Origin of the sequence: Cupriavidus cauae (assembly GCF_008632125.1) — a bacterium.
In the GTDB taxonomy this organism is placed as follows: domain Bacteria; phylum Pseudomonadota; class Gammaproteobacteria; order Burkholderiales; family Burkholderiaceae; genus Cupriavidus; species Cupriavidus cauae.
In genome coordinates this window covers 21,916-38,705 of the sequence record NZ_VWRN01000044.1, presented here as the reverse complement: position 1 = coordinate 38,705, position 16,790 = coordinate 21,916, and the positions used below count along the sequence as shown (strand labels likewise).

Below are 16,790 nucleotides of genomic sequence, written 5' to 3'. Positions count from 1 at the left end.
ACACTGTTGCGCGTCAAGGGCAACTGAGCAATGGGCAGGCACGACCCGCGACCGTAGCGTGCCTGTCCATCACGAGTTTCTTTGCGGTGCTTAGCGTACGATTTTTTCCGTTTTCTGAGACGACCCCAAGATGCTGCAGCAGCCGGCCATCCGCGAAAAGCTGTCGGCCGCGGGCGCCGATCCGGTCGGTGCCGGTCCGGAAGCCTTCGGCAAACGCATTGCCAGCGAAACCCGCCGCTGGGGCGACCTGATCCGCCAGTCGGGCATCAAGCTGGATTGATCCAATACATCGAATTGCCATGAACAAGTCCATCCATCGCATTACCTCGGTCGAAGCCCTGCATGTCGGGCAGTTCCTCTATGCCCGCATCCGCACGGAGGCCGGCCTGACCGGCTATGGCGAGGCCGGTTCCTGGGGCCATATCGAGGCCGCCAAGGCCGCGCTGGAGAAATTCGGCCAGTATCTGGTCGGCAAGGACGCGAACCAGATCGAGATGCACTGGAACGTGATGCAGCGCTTCTCGCATTTCCGCGGCACGGCGGTCAATGCCGCGGTATCGGCCATCGATATCGCACTGTGGGACCTGCTGGGCAAGCGCCTGCAGGCGCCGGTCTGGCAATTGCTGGGGGGCGGGTATCGCGACAAGCTGCGCGTCTACGGCCACGTCTACGCGGAAACGCTGGACGAGGTGCTGGCCGACTGCCGCCGCCTGCGCGCGGAGGGCTTTACCGCGGTCGGGCATATCAACCCCTTCCTCGACGAACCGGAGGGCGAGGCCTATTTCCGCTCGCACGCCGGCAAGGTGCGCGACGCCAGGGAGCGCGTGATGGCCTTCCGCGAGGCCGTCGGTCCCGATGTCGACCTGCTGATCGAGATGCATCGGCGCCTGAGCCCGGCCGAGGCCATTGCCATCGGTCAGGTGCTGGAGCCGCTGACCCCGATGTGGCTGGAGGATCCGCTGCGGCCCGAGTTCTATCCGCAGATGACGACGGTCGGCCATGCCATCCGCGTGCCGATCGCCACCGGCGAGCGCTTCTGCACGCCGGCCGAATTCCATCTGCAGCTGGCCGGCGGCGGCGTGCGTTTCGCGCGCACCTCCGTCTGCGTCTGCGGCGGCATCACCGGCGCAAGGAAGATCGCCGCGCTGGCGGAGGCGCAGAACGTCGATATCGCTCCGCACAACCCGCTGTCGCCGATCAGCCTGGCCGCCTGCATGCAGGTCGCCGCGGCGGTGCCCAACTTCGCGATCCAGGAATATCCGACCGGCTTCGAGAACCTGGTGCTGAAGTCGGGCCAGAAACTGCTCGGTGCCGATCTGGTCAAGCGCTATCCGGTGCCGGAGAACGGCTTTATCGCGGTGCCGGACGCGCCGGGGATCGGCATCGAGCTGGTCGACGACGTCGAGCACAAGCGCGCCCCGCTGTATCGGCCGGTGTCGATGCGGCGGACCATCGACGGCGCGCCGCTGGACCAATAAGGCGCTATCGCGCTCTACAGCTGCGCAGCGACCGTTCCAGGCCCGCTCCGAGCCTGCGCTACGACGGCCCTACGCCCGCTCGCCGACCTGGCTCTCCAGCTCGGCGAGCCGCTTCTTCAGCGCCCGCTCCTCCTGGAAGCGGGCGGTCGCGTCGCGGATCACCGCGACGATCCCCGTCACGGCGCCGCCCGCGTCCTTCAGCAGCGCGACCGTGAAGGCGATCGACATTGCCTTGCCGTCCTTGTCGATCGCCGGTACCTTCAGCAACTCGCTGCCGTAGCGGGTCGTGCCGGTCGCCATCGTCTTGTCGTAGCCCTGCCAGTGCCGCGCGCGCAGACGCTCCGGAATGATCAGATCGAGCGATTGGCCCAGCGCCTCGGCCTGGCTATAGCCGAACATCCGCTCCGCCGCGGGATTCCATAGCGTGATGGCGCCCTGGGCGTCGGCGATCACGATGGCATCGCCGATGGCCGCCACCAGTTGCGCATAGTCGATCGGGTCCGGCATGGGGGTCTCCTCGTGGGTTCGATCATTCGATCATTCGATCATTCGGTCATTCGGTCATTGCCGATGCGTTCGTTGCGCCCGGTCCTGAACCGACGGTAGCCCGATCCGCGCCGCCCCGCAATGGCGGCCTTGACGCCAGCGTGGAATATCCCATTCGCCCCGGTACTGGGCGCCATTCGATGATTTCGCTTGGGAATCAATGGGAGGCCATTTAAGATGCCGCCCTGGGCAACGCCACATACGGCCGATGGCCCCATCGCTTGTCCCCGACTGCCCGTCCCGTCGACCTGTCGTCGAGACCTGTCACTACCGAACAAAATGCTGCGAGCGCGTACACGTATTCTTCTGGCGTCGTTGATCGCCTTGCTGATGATTCTCCCGGCCAGCGCGAGTACCGGGAAGCTGGATGCCCGCCTGCAAGCGGCGGCCGCGAACGGCGATGCCGCCGCCATTGCCCTGCTGATCAAGCAAGGGGCCAATCTGGAAGCGCGGGACGAGAGCGGCGCCACGCCGCTGCTGATCGCGACCCGCCACAACCATGTCGACGCCGCCAGGGTGCTGATCGACGCCGGCGCCAACGTCAATGCCAAGGACCGCATCCAGGACAGCGCCTACCTCCATGCGGGTGCGCGCGGCCACAACGAGATCCTGAAGATGACGCTGACGCATGGCGCCGATCTGAAGAGCACCAACCGCTATGGCGGCACGGCGCTGATTCCGGCGGCCGAACGCGGCCATGTCGAGACCGTGCGCATCCTGATCGCCGCGGGGGTGGACGTCAATCACATCAACAGGCTGCATTGGACCGCCCTGCTGGAAGCGATCATTCTCGGCGATGGCGGACCGAAGCACACCGAGATCGTCCGCCTGCTGGTCAATGCGAAGGCCGATGTGAATATTCCCGATGGCAAGGGCGTGACCGCGCTGCAGCATGCGCGGCAGCGCGGCTATCGGGAAATCGAGAAGATCCTGGTCAAGGCCGGCGCGCGGCAATAGCGCCGCGCCCGGCGACTGCCCTGGCGCTGCATGCCCTATTGCTGCATGCCCTATTGCTGCATGCCCTATCGCTGCATGCCCCAGCGCCGCACCGTGGCCGCCTCCAGCGTGCGGAACACCAGCCCTTCCACCAGCAGGCCGATCAGGATCACCATCGCCAGCCCGGCGAACACGCGGTCGGTATAGAGCTCGTTGCGGTTCTGGAAGATATACCAGCCCAGGCCGCCCTTGCCCGACGACGCGCCGAACACCAGCTCGGCCGCGATCAGCGTGCGCCAGGCGAAGGCCCAGCCGATCTTCAGGCCCGACACAATGGCCGGCAGCGCGGCCGGCACCAGGATCAGCAGCACATAGCGCAGCCCCCGCAGGCCATAGTTGCGTCCCGTCATGCGCAAGGTCTCCGGCACGCCACGGAAGCCCGCATAGGTGTTCAGCGCCAACGGCCACAGCACCGAGTGGATCAGCACGAAGATCAGGCTGCCGCTGCCCAGGCCGAACCACAGCAGCGCGAGCGGCAGCAAGGCGATCGCCGGCAAGGGGTTGAACATCGCGGTCAGCGTATCGAGCAGGTCGCGCCCGATCGTCGTGGAGACCGCCAGCGTGGTCAGCACGAAGGCGAGCGCAATGCCGGCGGCATAGCCTTGCAGCAGGATCGTCAGCGAGATCGCGGCCTTGTTCAGCAGCTCGCCGGTGGTCAGGCCCTCGACGAAGGCCTGGGCGGTGGCAAGGAAGGATGGCAGCAGCAGATCGTTGTTCTGCAGTCGGGCGACGGTCTCCCACAGCGCCGCCAGTACCAGAAGGATCACGGCGCGACGCAATCCGCTGTTCTGCCACAGCCGCTGGCGCAGCGGCAGCGCCCGCGCAACCGCGGTGGCGGTGAAGGGTTCGAGCTCGCGTTCGTACTCGGGCCGCAGCGGCGGCAGGGACTGCGTTGTCGTAGTGGCGATGGTCGTCATGGCTGTCCCCTTCAGCGTGCCCGCGCGGTACGCGGCGGGATGTCGGCGGCGTCCGCGATGTCAGTGTCGGCGGCGGCGTCCGGCCCCGGCGTATCGAACAGCAGCCGATGGATGCGCTGCGCGGTCTGCTGGAAGGCCGCGCTGCCCTGGCTGCGCAGATCGAACTGGTGGCTGTTCAGCTCGGCGCGTACGCGCCCCGGATGCGGCGACAGCAGCAGGATGCGGTTGCCGACCACCAGCGCCTCCTCGATCGAATGCGTGACGAACAGCAGCGTGAAGGCCGCGTCCTGCCACAGCGCCAGCAGTTCCTCCTGCATGCGGCGGCGGGTCAACGCATCGAGCGCCGCGAACGGTTCGTCCATCAGCAGCACCTTGGGCCGCAGCGCCAGCGCCCGGGCGATCGCCACACGCTGTTTCATGCCGCCGGACAGCGTATGCGGATAGGCGTCCACGAAGTTGGCCAGGCCCACCTTGTCCAGGTAGTGCAGCGCCACGTCGGCCGCTTCGGCACGGCGCAGTCCGCGCGCCTGCATCAGCGGGAACATCACGTTCTGCTTGACCGTCTTCCACGGCGGCAGCTGGTCGAATTCCTGGAACACGACGATGCGATCCGGCCCCGGCGCGCGCACGCGTTCGCCGTCGAGCCGGATCTCGCCCTCGATCGGCGGGACGAACCCCGCCACCGCCTTCAGCAGCGTCGACTTGCCGCAGCCCGAGGGACCCAGCAGCACGAAGCGGTCGCCGGCGTGCACATCGAAGCTGACGCGGTGCGTCGCGCGCACCACGCGCTCCGGCGTCCGATACTCGAGCGAGACGTCGTCGATCTGCAGCAGGGGGCCGCGTTGGCCGGCGGCGCCGACCACGCGCAGCGGTTGCGAGACGGTGGCGGTCATGATCAGCTCCCTTGCGCGGTGGCCGGATCGGCGAAGAAATAGTCCTGCCAGGACTTCGGCTGATTGCGGATCGCGCCGACGCGATGCATGAATTCCGCCAGCACGAAGGTGTTCTGCGGCGCGATACGGAATTGCACCTGCGGGTTCTTCAGGATGCCAACCAGCAGCGTGCGGTCGATCTTCGCCTTGTTCGCGCGGATATAGAGGTCGGCGGCGGCCTCGGGATTGGCGGTGGCAAAGCGCGCCGCTTCGGCCAGTGCGTCGACGAAGGCGCGGTAGGTCTTCGGGTTTTCGTTGCGGAATTTCTCGGTCGCGTACAGCACCGTCGACGAACTGGGACCGCCGAGCACGTCGTACGAATTGAGCACGATATGCGCGTTCGGATTGCCGGCCAGTTCCTGCTCCTGGAACGGCGGATTGGCGAAATGCGCGGTGACCTCGGTGCCGCCGTTGATGATGGCCGACGCCGCCTCGGGATGCGGCATCGCCACGGTCCACTTGTCGAGCTGGTTGAAGGCCTTGTCGCCCCACTGCTTCGCCGCGGCCAGCTGCAGCACGCGCGCCTGTACCGACACCGTGACCGCCGGCAATGCGATGCGATCCTTGTCGGTGAAATCGGCCAGCGTCCTGACCTTCGGATTGTTGCTGACCAGGTAGTACGGGAAGCTGCCGAGCGAGGCGATGCCCTTGACGTTCTGCTTGCCGCGGGTGCGGTCCCACAGCGTCAGCAGCGGACCGACGCCCGCGCCGCCGACGTCGATCGCGCCCGACAGCAGCGCGTCGTTGACGGCGGCGCCGCCCGACAGCCGGGTCCATTCGACCTTGATGTCAATGCCCTGCTTCTGTCCCTGCTTCTCGATCAGCTGCTGTTCGCGGGCGACGTTGAGCAGCAGGTAGACCACGCCGAACTGCTCGGCGATGCGGATCTGCCCTTCGGCGTGGGCCGGTCTGGCAAACGCCAGTGCGCCGGCGCCGACGCTGGCGCCAACGGCAAGCGCAATCAGGCGGCGGCCCAGTTTGCTGAGCAGGGACGAACGGGGATACGGTGCTGCCATGGTGGGGCTCCGGAGAAAATTCTGGTTGTCTTGCGAAGGGGTAGTCGGACCGCCAGGAGGCGGTCCATCAGGCTGGCCAATCCCGCCACTGCGGGCCGCTTCGGATCGGCCCCGGGGTTGTCCGTGCCGTCAGAACGGGATGTCGCCCTCGACCGTGGTGCGGTACATCACGCGGCGCTGATCGGCCGGACAGCCGGCCGCCAGATGCAGCAGCGAGCGGTTGTCCCAGAACACCAGATCGTGCGGCTGCCAGCGGTGGCGATAGACGAATTCCGGCTTGACGCTGTGCGCGAACAGCGCGTCGAGCAGCGCGCGGCTTTCATCGTCGGGCAGGCCGACGATCCGCGTGGTGAAATGCTCGCTGACGAACAGCGCGCGCCGGCCGGTCTCCGGATGCGTGCGCACGACGGGCTGCAGCACCGGCTTGACCTGCGCGATCTGCTCGGCCGTCAGGTTCGGGCGCCACGGGCTGCGCTGCTGCAGCTCGGCATAGCGCGCGAGATAGGTGTGTTCGGCCTGGCGCCCTTCGACCGCCCGCTTCAATTCGGCCGGCAGCGTCTCCCAGGCCAAATGCTGGTTGGCGAACAGCGTGTCGCCGCCCTCGGCCGGCAGCTCCTGCGCATGGAGAAGCGAGCCCAGGCTCGGCTTTTCCTTGTACGACAGGTCCGAATGCCAGAAATGGCCGGCATCGCCAAGGCCGATTGGCTTGCCGTCCTTCAGCACGTTGGAGACGATCAGGATCTCCGGATGGCCTGGCAACTGGAACTGGTGCAGCACGTGGATCTGCAGCGGGCCAAAGCGCCGGCTGAACGCAATCTGTTCGTCGGGCGTGATGCGCTGGTCGCGAAACACCAGCACGTGGTGGTCCAGATGGGCACGGTGGATACGGGCGAAATCCGCGTCCGACAGCGGCTGCGACAGGTCCAGCCCCACGACTTCGGCGCCCAGCGGCGCGTCGAAGGGACGGATCTCGAAGCCGGTGCCGGCGCGTGGCGTCACGACGGGAGGACGCGCGGGCCGTGCCGCCTGGAGGGAAACGGTCATGTCTGGATACGGAGTTCGAAATGGATCAAGGCACGATGCAAAGGCGGTGCTCGCGCTGGCATCGAATGGGATCGATGCTAAGGAGACCGCCCATCGCCAGTCAACGAATCAAATCGTTCGGCCTTATCCGTTCTTCGCATATGGGGGCAGATCGATGCGGCCCTCCGCCGCTCTGCCGCTCTTGCCCTCAGGCGTTCTGCCCCACCGCCACTCCGCCGCGCTGCCCCTCCCGGCCTGAATCCACCCCGAAGGCGCCATCAACGCGCCATCAATGCGCCATCAATGCGTCATTGCAGCGCCCTCGCCCCGCCTTGCACCGCCGGCGCGCGCCGCCACCGCGCGCCGCAATGCCGCCAGCGCGAGCGGCAAGGCCGGATGGCGCGAGCGCGGGTCGTAGAGCGCCGCCAGCGGCAGCACCATCGCGGCCGGATAGGGCTTGAGGGGGACGCGCACCGTGCCCGCCACTTCCAGGCTGCGCGACTGCGTCCGCGCCAATCCGATGCCCAGTCCCGCCGCGACCAGCGACAACTGCCCATGCAGGCGCGGCGCGGTCGCCGCCACCTGAATCGAGCGACCCGCCACGCGACAGCGGTCGCGTATCGCGGCATACAGCGCCGGCCCCTGCGCCTCGGGGAACAGCACCAGGGGCTCTGTGGCGAGCTCTTCGACACGGATCGCCGCTCGGCCGGCAAGGCGGTGGTCGGCCGGCAGCACGGCGTCGAAGCGGTCGTTTGCCAGCAGCACGCTGGCAAGGCGCGCATGCGTATCGAATGGCGGGTGGCCGATGCCCAGATCGATCTCGCCGGCGGCGATCAGCGCCAGCTGCTCGTTGGGGTGGCCTCCTGCAGCGCGAACTCGATCGGTTCGGACGAACTCGACAGGCTGCGCAGCGCCGCCGGCAAGGCGCGATAGAGCGCAGCCGAAACGTAGGCAATACGCAGGCGCCGACGCCGTTGCTGTCCCGCCGCCCGCGCGGCTTGCTGCGCGCGCCGCTCCGCCTGCAGCATCTCGATCGCCTCCTCGCGCAGCCGCTCGCCGGCGGCCGTCAGCGCGACGCGCCGGCTGGTCCGGTCGAACAGCCGCACGCCGATTTCCTCTTCCAGCCTGGCGATCGCCCGGCTCAGATGCGGCTGCGCCATGCCGACCTGCTGTGCGGCCCGGCCGAAATGCAAGGCGTCGGCCACCGCCAGGAACAGCTTCAGTTGCTGGAATTCCATTGATACCCTCGGACGTATCGAACGATGCCATTTTGGGTGATTGATGTATGGATTGGCGAGGGCTATCTTCGCCGCCATGGACTCGCCCAAGGAAGGAACGATGAAGCAGCTGCTGGCAATTGCGCTGTGCGGCCTGGCAATGACGCTGGCAAAGCCCGCGTCGGCGCATCACGGCTGGGGGTATTACGACACCGCCGAGCCGCTCTACTTCTCCGGCCGCGTGGTGTCGGTGACCTGGCGCAACCCGCATCCGCAGGTAACGATCGAGGTCGACGCCAAGGCCCTGCCCGCGAACTGGAACGCCTTGCCCGTGCCGCCCGACCTCGCCGAACTTGGCTTTGCCCGCACGCTGGCGGCGGTACGCGCGCCGGCCCCGCCCGGACGCTGGACGCTCGACCTGGCACCGATCAATCGGCTCGAACGATGGGGCATGCCGCGCGAGCCGCGCCCCGGCGACCGGCTCGAGGCGATCGGCTTTCCGTCCTGCGCCGACCGCCATGTCGCCAGGCCGGCCCTGATCGTGCTGGACGGCGTCGGCGTACGCCAGCAATCGGTCGCGCTGCCCGCCGGATGCAGCGGCGCGCCGCGCGGCTGAGCGGGACGGTGGGTGAGTAGCGGCATGGAAGCGTGGAACGCCTGGTTCGCAGCGGTCGAAGCATGGCAGCCGGTCGTTGCGCTGCGTGGATCGACGTGGGCTTATCCGCTGGTCAGCTGGCTGCATCTGCTCGGCATCGCGCTGCTGTTCGGCACCATTGCGGTGGTCGACCTGCGGCTCGCCGGCGGCTTGCTGCAGCTCGATGACGCCGCGCTGCAGCGGACGTTGGTACCGCTGTCGCTCGCCGGCTTCGTGCTGGCGGCGCTGTCGGGACTGCTGCTGTTTGCGCCGGCGGCGCGGGAGTACCTGTCGAACCCGTGGTTCGCCGCCAAGCTTGCGCTGATCGCTGCCGCGGCCCTGAACGCGCTGGCGCTGCATCTGGCCTCGCGCCGGCGCCGGCGTCGGAGCCCGGACCCGCACCGAACCTCCCGCCATGGCCGGCTGGCTGGAGTGCTGTCGCTGGGGCTGTGGGCGACCGTGATGCTGGCGGGGAGGATGCTGGCGTTCGGATGAGCCGGCGTGCCCTCTCCCAAACCCTCTCCCGCTTGCGAGAGAGGGGCTGGGGGAGAGGGCAACGGCGCTCGCAATCCCCGCAAGCGCCTCGCATTTCCTGAACTTTACTGTTACCCCACGGTCACATCGAGTCCGTTTCCTCACTGCCATTTGCCCCACCTGGGAGCCCCGCATGAAAACGACTCCGACCCGCCTGTTGCCCCTGTCGACGCTTGCCGTGTCGCTCGCCATGACCGCCGCCGCGACAACGGCCGCCGCCGCCGAACCCGCGGCCAGCACCCCGACGCCAGCCGTCACCCCCTACGGCCCGCAACTCGAAGGCTTCGCCTACCCCCACCCGATCCAGCGTTTCACCTTCCAGTCGCAGCAGCAGGACCTGTCGATGGCCTTCATGGACGTCGCGCCGAAGGGCAAGCCCAATGGCCGCACCGCGGTGCTGCTGCACGGCAAGAACTTCTGCGGCGCGACGTGGGAAGCGACGATCGACACGCTGACCAATGCCGGCTTTCGCGTGATCGCGCCGGACCAGATCGGCTTTTGCGCGTCCACCAAACCGCGCGGATACCAGTTCAGCTTCGCGCAGCTCGCCGCCAATACGCAGGCGCTGCTGCAATCGCGCGGCGTGACGCGCGCCACCGTGATCGGCCATTCGATGGGCGGCATGCTGGCCGCGCGCTTCGCGCTGCAGTATCCGAAGACGGTGGAGCAGCTTGTGCTGGTCAATCCGATCGGGCTGGAAGACTGGCAGGCCGAGGGCGTCCCCTATGCCACCGTCGATCAGCTGTATCAGGGCGAGCTCAAGACCAGCTTCGATTCGATCAAGGCCTATCAGCTGCGCTTCTACTACAACGGCAAGTGGCGGCCCGAATACGATCGATGGGTATCGATGCAGGCCGGGATGTACGCCGGTCCCGGCAAGGAACAGGTGGCCTGGAACCAGGCGCAGACCTCCGAGATGCTGTTCACGCAGCCGGTCATCCACGAGTTCTCGCGGATCGGCGTGCCGACGCTGGTGATGATCGGCGAGAAGGACCACACCGCGCCGGGGGCCAATCGCGCGGCGCCGGACATCGCCGCGAAGCTCGGCAACTACCCCGTGCTCGGACGGAGCGCGGCCCGCACGATTCCGAACGCAACGCTGGTCGCCTTCCCGGAGCTGGGCCACTCGCCGCAGGTCGAGTCGCCGGCCCAGTTCCACAATGCGCTGCTGCGCGGGCTGGGGGTTGCGGACGGCCCGCGTTGAGCGCGCAGGCTGACGGGCCGCGGTGATGGAGTCGGCGGGATGGAGTCGGCGGGATGGAGTCGGCGACCCGCTGTGATCGGTCAGTTCCGATCAAAAGGTGACATGCCTGCAAGTGGAGCTCGGGGGCCGGCATCAAACTTGGTGCCGTTTTTCTCACCCGGCGACTTCCATCCAGCACCGCAGGGTCGTCGCTGGTCACCTCTCCTGGAGAACGCCCATGTTGCACGCCATCGTCAACCGTTCTACCCCTCCCTCCGCTCCCTCTGCTCCCCTCGACACGAGCCCTGCTGCCTCCCCGCAAGAATCGACAACGCCGACACCCGCGGACTTCGACCAGCTGATCCTCGATCTGCAACAGGGCAACGGCGCCGCCGCCGCAAGCCGGCTGGCCCGGCAGCCGGCTCTGGCGACCATGACCGACTCGCAGGGCAACACCGCCTTGATCGTCGCCGCGGAACACGGCGCACTCGAGGCCGTCTCTTGCCTGCTGGAGGGCCCTGAGCGCGCCCGCCTCGATGCCGCGAACAACGCGGGCGACAACGCCTTGCTGCTGGCAACCGTTCACAACCATCTGGAAGTCGTCCGCCAGCTCATTTCCGCAGGCGCCAATCTCGAGGCGAGTGGCCGATACGGAAACACACCGTTGATTCTGGCCGCAGACAGGAATTGGACCGATGTTGCCGACGCGCTGATGGATGCCGGCGCGAACGTCAATGCCGCAAACCATAAAGGCGACACCGCATTGATCTTCGCGGCGATCCACGGCAATCGTCACCTGTTGCTTCGGCTGCTCGCGGCTGGCGCACACGTACACACAAGGAACAGCGTCGGACACACCGCCGTGATGATGGCGGCGCGCCAGAACCACGCAGACATGGTGCGGGATCTGATCAAGGTCAATGCCGATATCGATGGAGCAAGCCATGCCAGATACACGGCCCTGATTCTTGCCACGGAATTCTTGGCGATAGACACCGTTCGTGTACTGCTGGATGCCAACGCCAACGTCCATCTCAGAACCGAGAGCGGGAACACGGCGCTGAGCCACGCCGCGCAGAAAGGCCACGTTGCCATCTTCGACGCGCTGGTGAAGGCCAACGCCAACGTCGATACCATGAACAACGCCGGCGCTACGCCGATGATGCTCGCGGCCGAAAATGGGCATGTCGATGTCCTGGTGCGCCTGCTGAAGGCCGATGCCAATCGCGACGCCACCGATCATCTCGGCAACACGGCGTTGATCCGGGCCTCGGAAAAGGGCCAGCATGAAGTCGTCCGGACCCTGATTGCCGCGCGAGCCAATGTCCATGCGCGCGACCACCACGGGAACGCCGCGCTGATGACCGCGGCTGCCAACGGAAAGACCGACATCGTCAGGCAATTGGTCAACGCCGGCGCAAACGTCTACGCCCGGAACGAAGCCGGCCACACAGCCGCCCAGCTGGCGCTGCACGCCGGCCACCGTGATGTCGTCAAGCTCCTCGAGGCCCCGCCCTTAGGCTGACGCGATACCGACACCCGCCGGCGGAAGGCGCCGAGGGCTTCTACGGCACCCTCCGTTACACCGACGCCGGCAGCAGCACGACCTTGGCCGCGGCCACCCGTCCGGCGGCCAGATCGTCGAATGCCTGAGGGCCGTCGGCCAGGGATCGGGTCTCGACCCATTCCAGGTCGCCAAAACTGCCGGCGTCCAGCGCCGCCACCGTCGCGCGCATATCCGCCATCGTGTAGGTGTAGGTGCCGAGCAAGGTCAGCTCGGCGAGCGTCAGCTTGCGCATGTCGATCTCGCTAGCCCAGTCCTGCAGGCCGATATGCATCACCACGCCGCCCGGGCGTGCCGCGCCGATGGCGAGATTCCGGGTCGGCTTGGCGCCGACCGCATCGATCACCAGATCGTAGGCCGCGTCATCCGGCGCATGCGACAGCGGATCCAGCGTCTCGCATCCCAGATGCCGGGCGACCGAAGCGCGCCGCAACGCATTGGTTTCGGCCACGGCAATGTGCCGGCACCCATAGGACTTGACCAGCGCGGCGGTCAGCATGCCGATCGCACCGCCGCCCACGACCAGCGTGCGAGCCTCGGGCAGGGGTCGCGCCATCGCACGCATTGAAAGATTGAGCGCATGCAGGGCCGTGGCGGCCGGCTCGGTCAGCGCGGCGGCTACGCTCGAAAGCGAGTCCGGGATCGGAATCGCGCAGCGGATCGGCACGGCGAGATATTCGGACAGCGCCCCGGGCCGGCTCATGCCCACCATGCCGCGATCGGCGCAGAGATTGCCCCGGCCTTGCAGGCAATAGCCGCAGCGCCCACAGGTCACCAACGGATTGGCCGTGACACGGCTGCCGACCGGTAGCAAGGCGTCATCGCTGCTGGCCACGACCGTCCCCGAGAACTCGTGGCCAAGGACCAGACCGGGCTTTCGCCGAGGATCGTGCCCATGATAGGCATGCAGGTCGGATCCGCAGATGCCGCTCGCAACGATTCTCAGCAGCGCTTCGCCGGCTTGCAGCGCGGGCACGTCGCGCTCCTGCAGCGCGACGGCATGGGGTTCGGTATAGAAGATCGCTTTCATGAGGCTGGCATGGATCCAAACGGGAGAGAAAGAGAGGACGGCGAGGGGCGCCCCACCGCCCGGCCGGAGTCAGGCGTTTGCCTTGGACGGCGCGAGGCGCTCGTGCGCGCTCCGGCCGTTGCGCGAGGCGATCCACATCGTGCAGGCCGCACTGAGGACGCCGATCCCCAGCACATAGGCACACAGGTACCACGGATCGCCGCCGCCCTTGGCGTTCAGCCAGGTCGCGACGATCGGCGTCAGCCCGCCGGCGAACACGCCCGCGAACTGGTACACGAAGGAGATGCCGGTGTAGCGCACACTCGGGTCGAATACCTCGGAGAACATCGACGACATCGTGCCGAACACGGCGGCATGGAAGATGCCGAACGGGATGATGATGGCCGCCCAGACGAGCATCACATTGCCGCCCGAATGCTGCATCAGCCAGAACGCGGGGAACGCCGACAATCCCGCTAGCAGCGCGCCGGTACCGTAGACCAGCGGCCGGCCGACCCGATCCGATACGGCGCCCCACAGCGGGATGAACAGCGTCATCACGCCGGCGCCGATCAGCACGCCGAGCAAGGCATCGTTCATCAGCACCGCGCCACCCCACTCTCCGCCCAGTCCGATGCCCTGCGCGATCCGGCAGATCAGCAGCAGGATGGGAGCCCAGACGCCGATCTGTTCGTAGGTCGGGATCAGGCCGATGGCGGTGGTGGCGACGCCCATGATCATCAGCGTCAGGACCAGCATGCGCTTGCGGCCGAGCGTATCGCCGAAGTGGCCGAAGATGACGCCGCCGAGGGGACGAGCGACAAAGCCAGCGGCGAAGGTGGCGTAGGCGAGCAGCCTGCCGACCAGCGGATCGGTGGACGGGAAATAGAGCTTGTTGAAGACCAGGCCGGCCACCACGCCGTACAGAAAGAAGTCGTACCACTCCACCATCGCGCCGATCGTGCTCGACGTCACTACCTTGCGTAGCTTGCGCCCCGGGTCCTGCTCCGCGGTCCGCGTCGTCATGGCTGTCTCCTGTGAGTCTTGTCATGGGGGCGCGCTGGACGCCCTTGTATCGATGAGGCCGCGTGCGGGTCCGCCGTCTGCACCGGCCGTTGCCTATTTCGCCGTGTACCCTCCGTCGACCATGAAGGTCTGGCCGGTGATATAGGCCGCCATATCGCTGGCGAGAAACGCCGCCAGCCCCTGCAGGTCTGCCAGTTCGCCATTGCGCCCGATGCAGGTGCGGGCGGCGTGATGCTGTGCCAGCGCCGCGTCGGCAAATACCGGCCCGGTCAGCGCGGTCGGAAAGAAGCCCGGTCCGATCGCATTGCAGGTAATGCCATGCGAGGACCACCGCTCGGCGATGGCGCGCGTCAGCTGGACGATGCCGCCCTTGGCGGCGCCGTATGGCGCGCTGTTGGCGAAGGCCCGATACGACTGCAGCGACGCGATGTTCAGAATGCGTCCCCAGCCGGCATCGCGCATCGCGGGCGCCAGCGCCTGGGTCAGAAAGAATGGCGCGCCGAGGTGCGTATCGAGCTGAAGGCGCCAGGACGCGGGCGTGACCGCTTCAAACGGCTCGCGCAGGTTCATGCCCGCGGCATTGACCAGGATATCGATATGCCCGTGCCGGTCCCGCATGGCCGCAACGGCCGCCGGGATGGCGTCGAGATCGGAGACGTCGCAGGCCGCCGTGTCGACCGCTATCCCGAACGCATCAAGCCGGCCCGCCGCGGCATCGAGCTGAGCCTGGCGGCGCGCGGCCAGCAGGATGCGCGCACCGGCGCGGCCCAACGCCATCGCGATCGTCTCGCCGATTCCCGAGCTGCCGCCGGTGACAAGGGCCTGACGGCCGTTCAGCGCGGCGGCAAGCCGGGTAGCGGATGCCGGGCCATCAAGGACCGACATGGTCAGACCTCCACCGGCGCGCCCATCTCCGCGCGGGCACCCGGAAAGTACTTCGCCATGCGGTCGTCGGCGGTACGCGCATGCGCCTCCATGCCCTCCAGGCGCGAGATGCGGGCGGTGACCTGCCCGATCTGCCGGGTCGCCTCGCGCGTCATCCTTTGCCACGTCAGGGTCTTCATGAACTTGTGAACCGACAGGCCGCCCGAATAGCGGGCCGCGCCCTTGGTGGGCAGCACGTGATTGGGCCCGCTGGTCTTGTCGCCGAACGCCACCGTGGTTTCCTCGCCGAGGAACAGCGAGCCATAGCACGTCAGGTTGGCGAGCCACCAATCGAGATCGCGGGCATGGACCTCCAGGTGTTCGGACGCGTAGCGGTCGGAGATGTCCGCGACCGCTTCGCGGCTGTCGCACAGGATGACCTCACCGTAGTCGCGCCACGCGGCAGTCGCGGCATCCCTGGCTGTCGGGGGCAACGCGGCGATCAGATCCGGGACCAGCGCCATCACCCGTTCGGCCAGCTCGCGCGATGTCGTGAACAGCCAGGCGGGAGATTCGTGCCCATGTTCGGCTTGCCCGACCAGATCGCTGGCCACGATGGCGGCATCGGCGCTGTCGTCCGCAATGACCGCAACCTCCGACGGCCCCGCGAACACGTCGATGCCAACCTGGCCGAACAGCGTGCGCTTGGCTTCCGCGACGAACTTGTTGCCGGGGCCCACCACCACGTCGGCCGGTTTTCCCGTAAAGAGGCCGTACGCCATCGTCGCGATCGCCTGCACCCCGCCAAGGGTCAGAATCAGGTCCGCGCCCGCCGCCTGGAAGGCATACAGAACGTGAGGATGGATACCTTGGCCGCGGAACGGGCTCGAGCATGCCACTACGGTCCTGACCCCCGCAGCCTTCGCCGTCGCGACGCCCATATAGGCGGAGGCGATATGCGCATAGCGGCCGGCGGGCGCATAGCACCCGACCACGTTGACGGGAATCACGCGCTGACCTGCCGTCACGCCCGGGTGCAGTTCCACCGAAAACTCCTGCAGCGACGCCTTCTGCGGGGATCAAGACGATCCTGACCTGGTCGCTGTCCAGCCACTATCCCTGTATCGGCTTCGACAACGTCGAGATCGGCGCGCTGGCCGCCAGGCATCTGTATGACCTTGGCCACCGCGACTTCGGCATGATCTCCGGGATTGCCCAACACAACGATCGGGCGCGACTACGTACCGAAGGATTCGTCGGCACGCTGCGTGCACTGCGGATCAAGCCGGACGCCGGCGCGCTGTGCGAGCAGCCCTACAGCTTCGCCGGCGGCCGTGCCGGCCTGCGCCACATACTGCAGGCGTCGCCGAGCCGGCCGACCGCCATCTTTTGCGGCAACGATGTGCTGGCGCTCGGCTGCCTGTTCGAGGCAACCGCGTTGGGCATCCAGGTGCCCGATCAGCTGTCCATCGTCGGCTGCGACGACCTGCCGATCTCCGCGGAGATCACGCCCGCGCTGACCACCATTGCGCTCGAAAGCGCGAGGCTGGGCCGCATGGCCGCCCAGGCGCTGCTGTCGTGGCTGCAGGACGGCGTGGAGCCGGGCCGGACCGAGCTGCCGGTCACGCTGGTAGAGCGTCAAACCACGGCGCCACCGGCCGTCCGCGCCTGATCGCGGCCTGACCATCGTCGCGTTCCAGCGCCTCCCCCCTCGGTGGTGCCCTGCATGGTCTTGCCGCTGATTTCGCCGGCATAACGCTGATCGCCCGCGACGAACTAGATGCTGGTGCCGGCGATGCGGCCGTCGCTGCTCGACCACACGCCCTCACCCCAACCTCACCGGCAAGCGGG

Annotated in this window: 18 protein-coding genes and 1 pseudogene; 8 read left to right on the top strand and 11 right to left on the bottom strand. The window is 67.4% G+C overall.

The window, feature by feature from the left end:
- Positions 1-130: 130 nt before the first annotated feature.
- Both F1599_RS16055 and F1599_RS16050 read left to right on the top strand, forming a co-directional pair.
- Positions 131-280 (top strand): tripartite tricarboxylate transporter substrate-binding protein, encoded by a 150-nt coding sequence (locus F1599_RS16055; protein WP_223819679.1) that lies wholly within the window; start codon positions 131-133, stop codon positions 278-280.
- A gap of 19 nt (positions 281-299) precedes the next feature.
- Entirely contained in the window at positions 300-1,478 is a 1,179-nt protein-coding gene (locus F1599_RS16050; RefSeq protein ID WP_150083738.1) for a mandelate racemase/muconate lactonizing enzyme family protein, read from the top strand.
- 69 nt (positions 1,479-1,547) lie between these two features.
- On the opposite strand, the gene F1599_RS16045 is transcribed toward F1599_RS16050, so the two are convergent.
- Positions 1,548-1,985 (bottom strand): PAS domain-containing protein, encoded by a 438-nt coding sequence (locus F1599_RS16045; RefSeq protein WP_150083737.1) that lies wholly within the window; start codon positions 1,983-1,985, stop codon positions 1,548-1,550.
- A gap of 318 nt (positions 1,986-2,303) precedes the next feature.
- Here F1599_RS16045 and F1599_RS16040 point away from each other — a divergent pair, with 318 nt between their 5' ends.
- A complete protein-coding gene (locus F1599_RS16040) occupies positions 2,304-2,981 on the top strand; it encodes an ankyrin repeat domain-containing protein (protein WP_150083736.1) in 678 nt (225 codons plus the stop codon).
- 65 nt (positions 2,982-3,046) lie between these two features.
- Here the strand turns inward: F1599_RS16040 and F1599_RS16035 are convergent, their stop codons facing one another.
- From F1599_RS16035 to F1599_RS25905, 6 genes are all read right to left on the bottom strand, one after another.
- Complete coding sequence (locus tag F1599_RS16035; RefSeq protein WP_150083735.1) at positions 3,047-3,937, bottom strand: ABC transporter permease; 891 nt, start codon at positions 3,935-3,937, stop codon at positions 3,047-3,049.
- A gap of 11 nt (positions 3,938-3,948) precedes the next feature.
- Entirely contained in the window at positions 3,949-4,830 is an 882-nt protein-coding gene (locus F1599_RS16030) for an ABC transporter ATP-binding protein (protein WP_150083734.1), read from the bottom strand.
- Positions 4,831-4,832: 2 nt separating this feature from the next.
- The gene (locus tag F1599_RS16025; RefSeq protein ID WP_150083733.1) at positions 4,833-5,885 is read right to left on the bottom strand and encodes an ABC transporter substrate-binding protein; all 1,053 of its coding nucleotides are present in this window, start codon (positions 5,883-5,885) and stop codon (positions 4,833-4,835) included.
- A 129-nt stretch (positions 5,886-6,014) separates the two neighbouring features.
- Complete coding sequence (locus tag F1599_RS16020; protein WP_150083732.1) at positions 6,015-6,929, bottom strand: TauD/TfdA dioxygenase family protein; 915 nt, start codon at positions 6,927-6,929, stop codon at positions 6,015-6,017.
- Between the two features lie 279 nt (positions 6,930-7,208).
- Positions 7,209-7,715 (bottom strand): LysR family substrate-binding domain-containing protein, encoded by a 507-nt coding sequence (locus F1599_RS25910; RefSeq protein ID WP_263364048.1) that lies wholly within the window; start codon positions 7,713-7,715, stop codon positions 7,209-7,211.
- A 26-nt stretch (positions 7,716-7,741) separates the two neighbouring features.
- Positions 7,742-8,146 carry a LysR family transcriptional regulator gene (locus tag F1599_RS25905; RefSeq protein ID WP_190286373.1) on the bottom strand — a complete coding sequence of 135 codons (405 nt, stop codon included), beginning with the start codon at positions 8,144-8,146 and terminating at the stop codon, positions 7,742-7,744.
- Positions 8,147-8,246: 100 nt separating this feature from the next.
- On the opposite strand from F1599_RS25905, the gene F1599_RS16010 reads away from it, so the two are divergent.
- The 4 genes from F1599_RS16010 to F1599_RS15995 all read left to right on the top strand — a co-directional run bounded on the left by F1599_RS16010 (position 8,247) and on the right by F1599_RS15995 (position 12,001).
- Positions 8,247-8,741 carry a DUF6152 family protein gene (locus F1599_RS16010; RefSeq protein ID WP_150083730.1) on the top strand — a complete coding sequence of 165 codons (495 nt, stop codon included), beginning with the start codon at positions 8,247-8,249 and terminating at the stop codon, positions 8,739-8,741.
- Positions 8,742-8,765: 24 nt separating this feature from the next.
- Positions 8,766-9,254: a hypothetical protein gene (locus tag F1599_RS16005; protein ID WP_150083729.1), complete on the top strand. Its 489-nt coding sequence runs from the start codon at positions 8,766-8,768 to the stop codon at positions 9,252-9,254.
- A gap of 172 nt (positions 9,255-9,426) precedes the next feature.
- The gene (locus F1599_RS16000) at positions 9,427-10,497 is read left to right on the top strand and encodes an alpha/beta fold hydrolase (protein WP_223819678.1); all 1,071 of its coding nucleotides are present in this window, start codon (positions 9,427-9,429) and stop codon (positions 10,495-10,497) included.
- A gap of 217 nt (positions 10,498-10,714) precedes the next feature.
- A complete protein-coding gene (locus F1599_RS15995; protein WP_150083728.1) occupies positions 10,715-12,001 on the top strand; it encodes an ankyrin repeat domain-containing protein in 1,287 nt (428 codons plus the stop codon).
- A 55-nt stretch (positions 12,002-12,056) separates the two neighbouring features.
- Here the strand turns inward: F1599_RS15995 and F1599_RS15990 are convergent, their stop codons facing one another.
- The 4 genes and pseudogenes from F1599_RS15990 to hpsN all read right to left on the bottom strand — a co-directional run.
- A complete protein-coding gene (locus F1599_RS15990; protein WP_150083727.1) occupies positions 12,057-13,070 on the bottom strand; it encodes a galactitol-1-phosphate 5-dehydrogenase in 1,014 nt (337 codons plus the stop codon).
- 69 nt (positions 13,071-13,139) lie between these two features.
- Positions 13,140-14,075 carry an MFS transporter gene (locus F1599_RS15985; protein WP_150083726.1) on the bottom strand — a complete coding sequence of 312 codons (936 nt, stop codon included), beginning with the start codon at positions 14,073-14,075 and terminating at the stop codon, positions 13,140-13,142.
- Positions 14,076-14,168: 93 nt separating this feature from the next.
- The gene (gene hpsO, locus F1599_RS15980) at positions 14,169-14,960 is read right to left on the bottom strand and encodes a (S)-sulfopropanediol 2-dehydrogenase HpsO (RefSeq protein WP_150083725.1); all 792 of its coding nucleotides are present in this window, start codon (positions 14,958-14,960) and stop codon (positions 14,169-14,171) included.
- Positions 14,961-14,962: 2 nt separating this feature from the next.
- Positions 14,963-16,012, bottom strand: a pseudogene (gene hpsN / locus F1599_RS15975) (sulfopropanediol 3-dehydrogenase); the annotation flags it as partial.
- On the opposite strand from hpsN, the gene F1599_RS15970 reads away from it, so the two are divergent.
- Positions 15,958-16,611: a substrate-binding domain-containing protein gene (locus F1599_RS15970; protein WP_150083724.1), complete on the top strand. Its 654-nt coding sequence runs from the start codon at positions 15,958-15,960 to the stop codon at positions 16,609-16,611. The pseudogene hpsN and the gene F1599_RS15970 overlap by 55 nt on opposite strands.
- The last annotated feature ends 179 nt before the right edge of the window (positions 16,612-16,790 follow it).

Coding starts and splice junctions, on each gene's coding strand:
- F1599_RS16055 (WP_223819679.1), top strand. CDS start 131: ATGCTGCAGCAGCCGGCCATCCGCGAAAAGCTGTCGGCCGCGGGCGCC.
- F1599_RS16050 (WP_150083738.1), top strand. CDS start 300: ATGAACAAGTCCATCCATCGCATTACCTCGGTCGAAGCCCTGCATGTC.
- F1599_RS16045 (WP_150083737.1), bottom strand. CDS start 1,985: ATGCCGGACCCGATCGACTATGCGCAACTGGTGGCGGCCATCGGCGAT.
- F1599_RS16040 (WP_150083736.1), top strand. CDS start 2,304: ATGCTGCGAGCGCGTACACGTATTCTTCTGGCGTCGTTGATCGCCTTG.
- F1599_RS16035 (WP_150083735.1), bottom strand. CDS start 3,937: ATGACGACCATCGCCACTACGACAACGCAGTCCCTGCCGCCGCTGCGG.
- F1599_RS16030 (WP_150083734.1), bottom strand. CDS start 4,830: ATGACCGCCACCGTCTCGCAACCGCTGCGCGTGGTCGGCGCCGCCGGC.
- F1599_RS16025 (WP_150083733.1), bottom strand. CDS start 5,885: ATGGCAGCACCGTATCCCCGTTCGTCCCTGCTCAGCAAACTGGGCCGC.
- F1599_RS16020 (WP_150083732.1), bottom strand. CDS start 6,929: ATGACCGTTTCCCTCCAGGCGGCACGGCCCGCGCGTCCTCCCGTCGTG.
- F1599_RS25905 (WP_190286373.1), bottom strand. CDS start 8,146: ATGGAATTCCAGCAACTGAAGCTGTTCCTGGCGGTGGCCGACGCCTTG.
- F1599_RS16010 (WP_150083730.1), top strand. CDS start 8,247: ATGAAGCAGCTGCTGGCAATTGCGCTGTGCGGCCTGGCAATGACGCTG.
- F1599_RS16005 (WP_150083729.1), top strand. CDS start 8,766: ATGGAAGCGTGGAACGCCTGGTTCGCAGCGGTCGAAGCATGGCAGCCG.
- F1599_RS16000 (WP_223819678.1), top strand. CDS start 9,427: ATGAAAACGACTCCGACCCGCCTGTTGCCCCTGTCGACGCTTGCCGTG.
- F1599_RS15995 (WP_150083728.1), top strand. CDS start 10,715: ATGTTGCACGCCATCGTCAACCGTTCTACCCCTCCCTCCGCTCCCTCT.
- F1599_RS15990 (WP_150083727.1), bottom strand. CDS start 13,070: ATGAAAGCGATCTTCTATACCGAACCCCATGCCGTCGCGCTGCAGGAG.
- F1599_RS15985 (WP_150083726.1), bottom strand. CDS start 14,075: ATGACGACGCGGACCGCGGAGCAGGACCCGGGGCGCAAGCTACGCAAG.
- hpsO (WP_150083725.1), bottom strand. CDS start 14,960: ATGTCGGTCCTTGATGGCCCGGCATCCGCTACCCGGCTTGCCGCCGCG.